Raw genomic sequence first — 12,387 nt, forward strand, 5'->3', positions numbered from 1 at the left:
AGCAATGGCGGGTTCAACGGCACGGGTTCAACTACGCGGCGCGCCGGCGGCGCAACAGCCAACCCGCCAGCAGCAGCATCACGACGATGGCCAGGGCCAGGCCGACTCGCGCATAGGTCACGATCGGACCTGGCCGCGCCGGTTCGCGCAAAGCCTTGACCTGCGCCGCCGTCACCACCGGCGCCTGCGGGTTGCCGAAGGTCTGCCGCACATAGGTTGCGAGCATGGCCACTTCCTCGTCGTTCAACTCGTGCGCGAAGGCCGGCATGCGGCGCGGCGTACCGGCGCTGCGATACACGCCGTCCAGTATGGTCATGACCAGGTTGCTCGGGTCGTCGCGGCCTACGGCGGACACATGCAGCAAGGACGGCGGACCGCCCTGCTCCACGCCCGTGCCGGACGCCTGGTGGCAGGAAGCACAATTGCCGCTATATAGCGCCGCACCGGTCGTCTGGCCCATGGAAGCACCGCGCAGCATGGCTTCGTCCCTGGCCGGCGCGCCATAGGCATACGAGGGTTTGTCGGCCGCGGCGCCGGCGACAGGAGCCGCTGTCTTGATATAGACCGCAATGGCGTTCAAGTCCGCATCGGTCAGCTTGCTCAGGCTGTGATCGATGGCCTCCGCCATCGGACCCGCGGCCAGCGCATGGCCAGGCGCGTGGCCCGTCTTCAGATAGGCGACCAGGGTCTCCTGGCTCCAGCCGCCGATGCCATGGACCGGATCGCTGCTGATATTGGGCGCATACCACTTGCCCAGCGACGCGCCGCCGAAGGCGCGGCTGCCGTCCTCGGCCATCAGGGCGTTACGCGGCGTGTGGCAGGTGGCGCAATGCGCCAGCGCCTCGGTCAGGTAGGCGCCACGCAGCCATTGTTCGGTCTTGCCGGCCGTCGGCTCGAAGCGCTTGTCGCTGTTGAACAGCAGATTCCAGCCCTTCATCGATGCCCGGATGTTGAACGGGAAAGGCAGCGTGGTCTGCGGCGACGGCAGATCGACGGGGGCCACGCCCTGCATGAAGTACGTATACAGCGCATGCACGTCCTCATCGCTGATCTTCGTGTACGACGTATAAGGCATGGCTGGATACAGATTCGCGCCGTCGGCGCGCACGCCTGCGCGCAAGGCCTGCGCGAACTGGGCTTCGGTGTAGTTGCCTATGCCCGCCGTCTTCGATGGCGTGATATTGGTCGACCAGATCGTGCCCACGGGCGACGCGATGGGATTTCCGCCGGCGTAAACCTTGCCGCCCTGGGCGGTGTGGCAGGCGACGCAATCGGCGGCGACCGCCAGGTAGGCGCCGCGCTGTACCAAGGTGGCCTGGTCAGCCGCGGCGGGTGCCGTGCTTGCAGGCGTGGCGGCGGCAGCCGTTGCGGCGCCTGCAAGCAGCAGCGCGGCAGCCCCGCGCAGGACGCCGCGCAGCGAAGTGATTGCTGTGGTCATGGCGTTTCCTCAGATCGAATGCAGGACGGCATCGGCGGTGCGCAAGGCCAGGGCCGCCGCGGTCAGCGTGGGATTGACCGTGCCCGTGGTCGTCAAGACGTTGGGGCCGACGATGTACAGGTTGGCATGGTCGTGGGCGCGGCCATGGGCATCTACCACCGACGTTTTCGGATCGGCGCCCATGATGGTGGTGCCCTGCGTGTGCGGATGCACCCACGTCAGGGGTGAATACTCGGTGGCGCCGAATAGCTCGGCCACGCGTTTGTAGACACGTTTGGTGTCTTCGAAGCCGGCCAGGAAGTAGGCGTTGTCGCGATTGAAATGGACCACCGGCGTGGGCAGGCCCAAGGCATCCTTGCGGGTGGTACTCAACGTGACGCGGTTCGACGCCTCTCCGGGATACTCGTGCTGCGTACTCAACTCCATGATGCGCGAAGACTGGTCGCGGATCATCTCGTCCAGGCGCGGACCGATGATGCCTTTCTTGAGCAGGTTGCCAGTGATCCTGTCGTTAGGCGAGTTGTTCACCACCACATGCTTGGTACCGGCGCGTTCGCGGCGGAAATCGCCGTCGCGCGCGGTGAAGAAGGTCTGGGGATGCACGGGGCCGCGCCCAGGCCACAAGGCTTCGCTGGTCATGAAATTCTGGTGGCACTCCGGCTGGCAGGACAGGTTGCGGCCCACCATGTCGGAGCTGTTGGCGATGTTCGACATCAACAGCAGGCGGGGCGTTTCGATCGAATACGCGGCCAGCACGAAAGCGCGCGCCGTCAGGCGGTGATCCGTGCCATCGGGCGACTTGTAGCGCACGGCGACGATCTTGCCCGCGCCATCGGCCTCCACCTGATAGACCACGGCGTCGGTCATCAGCTTCACGCCCACGCTCTCGGACTTGTAGGCGTGCACCGAACCGTTGTACAGCGCGCCGATGGGGCAAACCGGCGTGCAGGAGTTATTGCCCTGGCACGTGGGCCGGTCGTCATAGGGCCGCGAATTGCGTGCCGTGGGTTCGTTGAGGACCTTGAAGCCCGCCGCGCTGAGGATCTCGTCCGCGCGCTGCTGCATATAGGGCAGCGGCTGGGCCTTCATCGGATATGGCGTGGAGCGCGGGGGATAGGTACCGGCGCGGCCCGTGGCGCTCTGGTCGGCATCGTCCGGACCCGAGACACCCAACTCGACTTCCGCCTGCGCGTAGTAGGGCTCCAGCTCGTCATAGCCGATCGGCCAGTCGCGGCTGACGCCATACAGCGTCTGCATCTTGAAGTCATTGGGCAGGAAGCGATAACAGGCGCCCGCCCAGTGCCACGTCGTGCCGCCGACCAGGCGCAAATAGCTGGGATTGTTGATGGTCTTGCCGGTTTCTTCCAGATAGCCTTTGCTGTCCGACTTGGGCGCGTAGGCGGTGTCCGGATAAGGACCGTTGGGATTGCCCTTGACCGGGGTGTTGCGGAACTTCTCGACGATTTTCCAGCGTGGCACGCGCGGTCCCGCTTCCAGCAGGATGACGTGCTTGCCGGCTTTGCCCAGGCGGTGCGCGGCCAGGCTGCCGCACACACCGGAACCGACGACGATGACGTCGGCATCAAATTCTGTAGACATGAAAACTCTCGCATAGCTCCCGCCATCGGCCAGGCCGTGGACCTGCGCTGCGAAGCGGGACGTGGATCAGGCGGCGCTGACGGTCGGAAGGGGGGCGGGGGGTGGCTGCGGTACCCAGTAGCCGTAGCCGCCAAGCTGGTAGCTCGGTATCGTGGTGATGCCGGCGGTGGGCCGGTACATCAGCGCTTCGTGATAAGCGATCAATTGGGTGCTGGGGCCGCTGCCCACACGTCCCAGGTACCAGGCGCTGACGATCGCCACGGCGGTGGCGCGCAGCGCGGCATCCTGGCCGACGGTAGAGGTGTCGAACGCGGCCATGGTCGGCAAGGTGCCGGCCTGGCGCGCCCCTTCACAGGCCGCTGCCAGCGCGGCGTAACGTTGTTCGAAGTCTTTCTCGCCGGCGATGAGCGCCTGGAGGGTGCGGCGGGCGATGACCGGATCGAGATCGGACTTGCCGGTCAGGAAACTCGACAGGTCCAGAAATCGCTGGCTGGCGTCGGCGGCCGGCACCTGGGCCCAGGCAGCGGTCGACCAGGTCGGCGCCACGACGGTGGCCACGGACGCCAGCGCGGCGACCAGCAGATCCCGGCGGGCATATCTGGCCGGCGCCTGCGAGGCGCGGGAAGGGGCGGTTTTGCTCATGTGCTTGATACCGGTGAGAAGAGGCCTGAAATCTATGGCGAACTCGTCTCCCGCCCTGCTCCAGATGTAGGCCGGCCGTTCTTCCGGGACCGGTGCTCTACAGCGGAGATTGTATGAATCAGCAATAAATCCAAAACGACAAAGAACGGCAATTCAACGTCGTTCTTTGAAATTGAAGGTGAAATATCAGCTATTTGTCAGCCAAAGCTGAATATTTACTGAATAAAACGGGAGCAGCAAGCGATCCCGCAGACGCCCTCATCGGCTCCCCCTTCATAGACAGGCCCCCGCCCGCCGCGGTCCCGTTCAATCGAACAGATCGGGATCGGAGCGCGTGACGGCGTCATAGATAGGCTGGAAATGCAGCCATGCCATGAATGGCGTACCCAGATGCTTGGAGGAATGACGCGCGGCCTCTTCATTCATGGACAGCACGGGCGAACCGGTGGCTTCCGCCTTCAACTGGATCTCGCAGGCGCGCTCCGCCGCGATGAACCACCATGCGGCTTCCTCCACGCTTTCATGGCCCGCTGAAAACAGGCCGTGGTTCTGGTGAATGGCGATCTTGTTGTTGCCGAAGGCCTGCGCCACGGCATGTCCCGCACTGCGCTCCACCACCACCGCGCCAGCCTCTTCCTTGATCACGGCGTGCGCTTCGTAGAAGCAGGCCGCCGTCTGCGTGATGGGATCCAGCGGCCGGCCCAACGCCGCCCAGGCCATGCCATGCGTGGTATGGGCGTGACACGATGCCACCAGATGCGGATTGGCCTCGTGGATTGCCGCGTGCAGCACGAAGCCGGCGCGATTGACTGCCCACGTACCCTCCAGCACCGTGCCCTCATGGTCGACCAGCAACAGATCCGACACCCGCACCCGCCCAAAATCCATGGCGAAGGGGTTGGTCCAATAGAGGTTCGGATGCTCAGGATCGCGCACGGTGACGTGACCGGCGAATCCGTACTCATAACCGTAGCGCGCGAAGACGCGGCACACCGCGGCCAGACGCTCCTTGCGATGGCGCCGTTCCGCCTCGACGGACGCGTGCTCGGGATACTTCGGAAAATACAGGCCTTCCTGGCGAGGCCGATAGACGGTCTTGGGTTCTGCACTGCTCAATTCGATTCTCCTTGTCGCTACTACTTAAGATGCGCGCTGGTGCAGTTGCTTAGACCGCGTGTAAGCCTCGATGTCCGCGGCGGGCTGCTGACCCAGGCAGGCTTCGATCGCCTGGGCCAGCGCCAATGCGCGGAGTTCCTCGCCTTGCGGAACGACGATCTGCAAGCCCGCCGGCATGGCGCCCGGCCGCGGCAAGGGCACGCTGACCGCGCACAGATCCAGATAATTGACGGGTTGCGAGCACTGGGTCATGCCCATGGCCAGCGTCCAGTTGCGTGCTCTGTCTTGCAGTTCGGAAACCGTCGGCGCCGCCACGGTGGTGGTGGGTGTGATCCACGCCACGCAGTCCGCGAAGCGCTTGCCGGCCGCGGCCGCGTGGGCGGCGCGCCCGGTTTCCAGCGCCGCCAGTTGGGCGGCGGTCACGGTCAGGCCCCGCTCGCCCCGTTCAGCAACCAGCGGATCCATGTTCTTGCGTTGGGCAAGGAAGCGATCGGCGCCCATCAGCTTGATCAGGCAGGCAGGCAAGGCAACGGGAAAATAAGCGTCGCGGCCGCTGGCTTCGGGCACGTCGATGTCGTGCAGGACCGCGCCGGCGCGGCGCAATGCATCCAGCGCCGACTTCGTCGCCTCGGCGATCTCCGGTGCCAGGTCGCGATAAAAATAAGCGCGTGGCAGCCCCAGGGCCAGGCCCCGCAAGTCTTGCAGGGGTGGACAGGCGACGCCTTGCACCGCGGCGTAAACCAGGGCGGCATCCGCGGCGCTGGCGCTGATCAAGCCTATCGTGTCCAAGGCATGGGACAGCGGCAACACACCGTCGGTCGCCCACCGGCCCGCGCCCGTTTTCAGGCCGACGCGCCCACACAGGGCCGCCGGCACGCGCACGCTGCCGCCCGTATCGGTACCGAACGCCACGGCGCAAAGCCCCGCGCCCACGGCGGCGGCGGCACCTGAACTGGAGCCGCCGGTAACCCGCTCCCGCACCGGATCCCAAGGATTGCGGGGAGCGCCGCGCGGGGTGCTCAAGCCCGTGATGCCCAGGGCGAACTCCACGCTGCGCGTCTTGCCCAGGATCACGCAACCCAGCTCGCGCAAACGCTTGACGATACTGCCTTCCTCGCGCGGCATCAGGTCTTCGATAGGCACGCGGGTGCCGGCGTATGCCGGCATGCCCGCCACCGCGAAGTTGTCCTTGATCGAGATGGGCAAGCCGGCCAGCGGACCGGGATCGGCTCCCGCCGCCAGCATCGCATCCACCGCGCGCGCAGCCTTCAAGGCGCCGGCGGCATCCACGTGTTCGTACGCGCGTATCGCGCCATCCACCGCCGCGATGCGAGCCAGGTAGGCGGAGACGGCAGTTTCCGCGCTCAATCTGCCTTCCCGCAAGGCGCGTTGGTAGGCCGCGATGCCGCCCGCCGCGACGATGGGATCAGCTGTCAAGGACATGGCCGGCCCCCACTTTCACGGAATTTGCGCCAGCGGCTGGCGCATCCACGGTGATGTCGCGGCGGCTGGTTTCCGGTGACAGCCAGGCCGTGACCAGGCTGACGATGGCCGAAAGCGCGATGAAGCCGCCGATAGGCCAGATCGAACCCGACCACGCCGTCAAGGCCGTAGCCACCAGCGGCGCGGTGCCGTTGAAAATCGCGCCGCCGAATTGGTAGCCGATCGAGGCGCCGGAATAGCGCACCTTGGTGTCGAACAACTCCGCGAAGTAAGCCGATACCGAGCCGTACTGGCCGTAGTTGGCGACGCCCAGGCCCAGCGCCATGGCCAGCCAGAACAGCGCGGGAACACCCGAGTCGATCAGCCACATGACAGGGAACACGATCACCATGGCAAAGGTGACGTAGGCCATATAGACCCGCCGGCGGCCGTAGCGGTCGGACAGACGGGCAGCGATAGGCACCGAGATAAGGCCGACGGCGCCGCCAATCACATTGCCCATGGTGCTGACACTGGTGGAAAAGCCCAGATGGCCGACCGCATAAGTGGCGGCGAAAAAGGAATAGGTGCTGGAGCCAACGCCGTCGATACAGCGCAGCAAGGCTACCCGGATGATGTTGCCGGGGCTGCGCAGCACTTCGCTGACCGGCCGTTCAGCCTGCCCGCCCGCGGCCTTCAGCTTCTCGAAGGCGGGGGACTCGCTGATCTTCAACCGGATGAACAGTCCCACGCACAGCAGCACGACGCTGAGCAGGAAGGGAATGCGCCAGCCCCAGGCCAGGAACGCGTCCGGCGGCATCAGGGCGAAGGCCGCGAAGGTGCCGGTGGACAGGATCAGGCCGGCCGGTGCGCCCATATGCGCGGCGCTGCCATAGAGCGCGCGCTTGTTGGCTGGCGCATGCTCCACCGCCATCAGCACCGCGCCGCCCCATTCTCCGCCGACGGCGATGCCCTGCAGCAAGCGCAGCACCAGCAGTCCGATCGGCGCCCAGATGCCGATGCTCTCATAAGTGGGCAGCAAACCGACCAGCGTGGTCGACACGCCCATGATCACCAGGGTGGTCACCAACACCGACTTGCGGCCGATGCGGTCGCCGATATGGCCGAACAGCGCCCCGCCAAAGGGTCGCGCCAGATAGCCGACGGCGAAAGTCGAAAAGGAAATCAGCGTCCCGACCAGGGGATCGTAATTGGGGAAAAACAGCTTGCTGAACACCACGGCCGATGCAATGCCGTAGAGAAAGAAGTCGTACCACTCCACGGCCGTGCCGATAAAACTCGCCCAGGCCACGGTCCGGGCAAGATTGCCCGATGGGGTTTGCGCCATTTTCCGCCTCGCAATGTAATTGAATTAGTGCGGGCTACTCTACGCGCTACCCCATGCGGGGGAAATTCACGAATTCATGCCAGGCCATAAAGCCTGCTTATGTTGCGGTGCGTGATGGTTCGCCGTCAGATGGTTCGCCGTCAGCCAGCATCGCGCGCAAATGGGCAATGAATTCATCCATGATGCGCGAGACGGGACGGTGCTTGTGTTTGAGCAGGACGCTTTGCAACTGGATCGCCGGAGCCAGAGGCCGGCTGACCAGTCCTGGCAGCGGCATCGCCGACAAAAGGTCCGGCTCGACCAACGCGACGCCGGCGCCATGGTAAGCCAGCATGATCCCCGTGACGGACAGGCCGGTTTCCACGCTGATTTCCAGCTGGCAACCGGCCTGCCTGCAGGCCCGGTCCACGTAGGGCCTGAGCAGGGCCTGCGGCATGTAGGTGATGACCGGCGTTCCAGCCAGGTCGGAGATGCTGATGGAGGCCTGGGCGGCCAGCGGATGGGTGTCGGGCAGCACGCACGCGATACTGGCTGATGTCAGGATGCTTGCGTCGACGGCGGCATTGTCGATGGGTTGGTAGACGATGCCCAGATCCACTTCGGACTGCATCACCCGCTCCACCACCAGCGGGGAACTGAGCGCCTGCAGGGCAATGCGCACGCCCGGCCGTTCCCGCGAAAAGGTCGCCACGGCGCGTGCCAGGAAACCATTGGCGATGGGCGACGTCGCCGCTACGCTCAGCGTGCCCTTGAGGCCGCCGGCCAGGTCCTGGCTCAAGCGCTCGACCGCGCTTAGGCGCTCGAAGATCGCCGCCACGTCGGGCAACAAGGCCTGCGCCTCCGGCGTGGGCGTCAGGCGGCCGTGCGAACGCACGAACAGCGCCATGCCCAGCCTGGCCTCAAGATGCTTGAGCACGGCGCTCACCGCCGGCTGCGTCACGTTCAAGCTGCGCGCGGCGCCGGTGATGGAGCCGGTGTGCATGATCGCGTAAAAGACTTCTATATGCCTCAGGTTGATCATGGTCGGGACGTCGAGCGAATGGGAACGGCGATTTGGACCCCATCGTAGCGCACCCCGGCAGACGTCGACGACGCTGGATGATGGGCCTGGCAGGCATGAAGCCGTCAGGGCCAGCGGCCTTGCGACGGATCGGCCAGCAAAAGTGCGGCATCGAGCCAGAGGGCTGCCTGCGCGCCCGTCGGGTCGGCCAGCCTGGGGATGGTCCCGAGCAAGGGCGCGCCGTGGTGGCGCGCCAGGCGGTCGCGCAGGGTGTCGATGTTCTGCGGTAGCAGGCGCATCGATGGATCGACGGTGTTGGCGATCCAGCCGGCCAGGCGCAGGCCGCCGCGGACGATGGCTTGCGCCGTCAGCAATGCATGGCTCAGGCAGCCCAGGCGCATGCCGACGACAAGAATCACGGGAAGGTCCAGGGCGACGGCCAGGTCGCCAGTGTCCTGGTCGTCGTTCAAGGGCACGCGAAAGCCCCCTACCCCTTCCACGATGGTGACGTCGGCGTGCTGGATGACGGCGCGATGGCATTGGACGATGTAGTCCATGTCCATGGTCACGCCGGCCTGCCTGGCCACCAGGTGCGGCGCGGCGGGTTCGTGCAGCAGGTAAGGCGTGGACAGCGCGCGCGGCACGGACACCGTGACATTGGCGGCGAGCGCTTCCACGTCCTCATTGCGCCATTCTCCATCGGCGTCCTGTTCGGCACCGGCGGCGATGGGTTTCATGGCGGCCGTGGCATAGCCATGGGCCGCGAACGCGTGAAGCAGGCCGCAACTCGCCAGCGTCTTGCCGATTTCGGTATCGGTGCCGGCGATGAAGTACGACAGGCGGCGTGGTCGGGCTGTGGCGGGCGCGGTCGTGGCGGGTCGCGCTGTGGCGGGCGGGATCGTGACTGGCGCGGTCGTGGCGGGTCGGGTCATGCGAACAACACCTCGCAAAGGTGTTCGATCTCTGCTGCCTCATGGGCCGCGGACAGGGACAGGCGCAGGCGCGCGGTGCCCGCCGGCACGGTCGGCGGGCGCACGGCGGGAACCCAGAATCCATGCGTCAGCAAACGTTCCGCCAAAGCGAGCGCGGCGTGGTTCTCGCCAACCAGTATCGGCTGAATCGCGGTGTGCGATGACGGCAAGCGCATCGCGTTGCCTGGCGCTGCAAGCGTGGTCACGCGGAGGCCCTGGGCGCTGATGGATGCGGGGACGGCCGCGGCGGCGCCAGGGACGATGCCTGCCGAGGCCTTGTCGTGGTCGGCAAAAGTTGTCGAGGTGGCGGCAGCCCAGGACGACCCCATACTGCGCCCCAGCTGCGTCCGTATCGTTTCGATATGGGCGTTCAAGCGAGCCCGGCGCGCGGCGCCCTCGTCGCTGCGCATGATGGCTATGCTGCGGAGCGTCGCATGCGCCAGCGCCGGCGCCGCCGCGGTCGTGAAGACGTAGGTGCGCGCCCGCTGGATCAGCCATTCGATGACGGCGTCTTCCGCGACGACGAAAGCCCCTGCCGTGCCGGCGGCTTTCCCCAGCGTGCCCATGTAGATCAGCAGGGATGATCGCAACCCCAGCGCCGCGACGCTGCCGGCGCCATCCTGGCCCTGCACGCCGAAGCCGTGGGCGTCGTCGACGACCAGCCACGCCTGGTGCTGCTCGGCCAGCGCGAGCAAATCCGCCAGCGGCGCGATGTCACCGTCCATGCTGAAGACGGCGTCGGTGACGATGATCTTGGCGCCGTTGCCGTTGCCGTTGCTGTTGCCGCGGCCATTGCCATCACGCTCATCGCGATGCATTTCCTCGCCACCGCACTCGTCCGCCGCCAGCATCGCGCCCAGTGCTGCCGTATCGGCATGCGGATAGACGCGCACGTCGGCGCGGGCCAGGCGCGCGCCATCGATCAGCGAAGCGTGGTTCAGGGCATCGGAATAGATCGTGGCGCCAGGTCCGGCCAGCGCGGTCAGCATCGCCAGGTTCGCCATATATCCAGTGGAGAACGTCAACGCGCGCGGCTGCCGGGCGAAGCCGCCGCAGTACTCGGCCAGCGTGTCCTCCAGCAACGCATGGGCGCGCGAATGCCCGCCCAGCAGATGCGAGCCACCACTACCCACACCGTAGCGCCGCGCACCGTCCGCCAAGGCCTCGACCAGATCGGGATGATTCGCCAGGCCCAGGTAATCGTTGCTGGCGAAGGCGACCAGATTCCGGCCATCGATGCGGATGCGCGGCGCGCAGGGGGTATCGGCGATACGGCGCCGGCGGGTCAGGTCGCGCGCATCCAGATCAGCCAGGCCGGCGCGCAGGACATCGATGGGGGAACGGGTATTCATTACGTGGACTCCATGCGGGAGTGGCAGTCATGCCATGAACGGCCTCTGCCTCGGGGAAGGGATCAACGAACGGAAAGGCTCGTCAAACGAAAGGGCTCAACGAACGTTGGTGGAAAATGGGCGAGGATCGTCTCACCGCGCGTTTCACTGGCCTTCGCTCAATGTCTTTTCAAGCGCAGTGAGGGTGGCTGCGGCCAACTGCGCGATTTCTTCTTCATCCAGGATGTAGGGCGGCATCAGGTAAACCGTGCGCCCGATGGGACGCAGCAGCGCGCCCGCGGCCAACGCATGCTGCGCATATCGTTGGGCGAAAGTGGCCTGCCCCGCCTGGGCGGAAAAGGCCACGTCGAACGCGATGATTGCGCCCTGCCGCCGCAGGTGCTTGACCTGCGGGTGCGTGCGCAGCTCGCTCAAGGCCTGTTCCAGGGCATCGAAACGGACTCGATTGCCGGCAATCGCATCGGTCGTCTCGAACAGGTCCAGGGTAGCGAGGGCGGCCCGGCAGGCGAGCGGATTGCCGGTGTAGGAATGGGAGTGGAGGAAGCCGCGCGCGACCTCGTCCGCGTAGAACGCGGCGTGTATGGTGTCGGTCGCCAGCACCACGGACAGCGGCAGATACCCACCGCTGATGCCTTTGGACAAGCAAAGGAAATCTGGCCGGATGCCGGCCTGTTCGTGCGCGAAGAACGTACCGCTGCGGCCGAAACCGACGGCGATCTCGTCGGCGATCAGATGCACACCGTGTTCGTCGCAGAGCTTGCGCAAGCCGCTCAGGTACGAAGAATCGTGCATGGCCATGCCGGCGGCGCACTGCACCAGGGGTTCGACGATGATCGCGGCGATGTGGCTGGCGCGTGCCTCGAACAGCCTGGCCACCTCGGCCAGGGCACGGGTCGCGAGCTGCGCGGCGGATTCGCCCGGCAGTGCCAGCCGCGCATCCGGCGAGGGCACGCGATGCGCGTGGCGCAGCAGCGGGCCATACGCATCGCGGAACAGCGCGACGTCGGTGACGGCCAGCGCGCCCAGCGTTTCGCCGTGGTAGCCGTTGTCGAGGCAGACGAAATCGCGTTTGTCGGCGTGGCCGTGGTTACGCCAGAAATGGAAACTCATCTTCAGCGCGATCTCCACGGCCGACGCGCCGTCGGAGGCGAAAAAGGCATGGCCCAGGGTGTTGTCCGTCAAGGCCGACAACCGTTCAGCCAGGAGCACGGCCGGTTCATGCGTGCAGCCCGCGAGCATGACGTGTTCCAGCGTATTCAATTGCTCCGTCACGGCGGCGTTGATGGCGGGGTGGGCGTGGCCGAACAGATTGACCCACCAGGAACTGATTCCATCCAGATAACGCCGCCCGTGGGCATCCTGAAGCCAGGCGCCCTCGGCCCGCACGATAGGCAACAGGGGAACCCGTTCGTGCTGCTTCATCTGCGTACACGGATGCCATACGGCACGCAGACTGCGGGCCATCAGATCGGTTGTAGAGGGCTGCATACGGGATCTCC

At 66.0% G+C, this 12,387-nt stretch carries 10 protein-coding genes; all 10 read right to left on the minus strand.

Annotated features, from left to right (window positions below):
* Window positions 1–31 precede the first annotated feature (31 nt).
* Window positions 32–1,438 carry a cytochrome c gene (locus CEY05_RS26960; protein WP_088600350.1) on the minus strand — a complete coding sequence of 469 codons (1,407 nt, stop codon included), beginning with the start codon at window positions 1,436–1,438 and terminating at the stop codon, window positions 32–34.
* A gap of 9 nt (window positions 1,439–1,447) precedes the next feature.
* Window positions 1,448–3,037: a GMC family oxidoreductase gene (locus CEY05_RS26965; protein WP_088600351.1), complete on the minus strand. Its 1,590-nt coding sequence runs from the start codon at window positions 3,035–3,037 to the stop codon at window positions 1,448–1,450.
* Between the two features lie 66 nt (window positions 3,038–3,103).
* Window positions 3,104–3,679: a sugar dehydrogenase complex small subunit gene (locus tag CEY05_RS26970; protein ID WP_088600352.1), complete on the minus strand. Its 576-nt coding sequence runs from the start codon at window positions 3,677–3,679 to the stop codon at window positions 3,104–3,106.
* Window positions 3,680–3,985: 306 nt separating this feature from the next.
* Entirely contained in the window at window positions 3,986–4,795 is an 810-nt protein-coding gene (locus tag CEY05_RS26975) for a class II aldolase/adducin family protein (RefSeq protein ID WP_088600353.1), read from the minus strand.
* Between the two features lie 24 nt (window positions 4,796–4,819).
* Complete coding sequence (locus CEY05_RS26980; protein WP_088600354.1) at window positions 4,820–6,238, minus strand: amidase; 1,419 nt, start codon at window positions 6,236–6,238, stop codon at window positions 4,820–4,822.
* Window positions 6,222–7,565 (minus strand): MFS transporter, encoded by a 1,344-nt coding sequence (locus CEY05_RS26985; RefSeq protein WP_088600355.1) that lies wholly within the window; start codon window positions 7,563–7,565, stop codon window positions 6,222–6,224. Before CEY05_RS26985 ends, CEY05_RS26980 begins: the two co-directional genes overlap by 17 nt.
* Window positions 7,566–7,662: 97 nt before the next feature.
* Window positions 7,663–8,586 (minus strand): LysR family transcriptional regulator, encoded by a 924-nt coding sequence (locus tag CEY05_RS26990; RefSeq protein WP_088600356.1) that lies wholly within the window; start codon window positions 8,584–8,586, stop codon window positions 7,663–7,665.
* A gap of 104 nt (window positions 8,587–8,690) precedes the next feature.
* Complete coding sequence (gene bioD, locus CEY05_RS26995) at window positions 8,691–9,497, minus strand: dethiobiotin synthase (protein ID WP_088600357.1); 807 nt, start codon at window positions 9,495–9,497, stop codon at window positions 8,691–8,693.
* Window positions 9,494–10,888, minus strand: a complete 1,395-nt coding sequence (locus CEY05_RS27000; protein WP_088600358.1) for an 8-amino-7-oxononanoate synthase — start codon at window positions 10,886–10,888, stop codon at window positions 9,494–9,496. Before CEY05_RS27000 ends, bioD begins: the two co-directional genes overlap by 4 nt.
* A gap of 144 nt (window positions 10,889–11,032) precedes the next feature.
* Window positions 11,033–12,376 carry an adenosylmethionine--8-amino-7-oxononanoate transaminase gene (bioA, locus tag CEY05_RS27005; protein WP_088600359.1) on the minus strand — a complete coding sequence of 448 codons (1,344 nt, stop codon included), beginning with the start codon at window positions 12,374–12,376 and terminating at the stop codon, window positions 11,033–11,035.
* Window positions 12,377–12,387: the final 11 nt, after the last annotated feature.

This window comes from Achromobacter sp. HZ34 (assembly GCF_002209485.1).
GTDB lineage: Bacteria > Pseudomonadota > Gammaproteobacteria > Burkholderiales > Burkholderiaceae_B > Bordetella_C.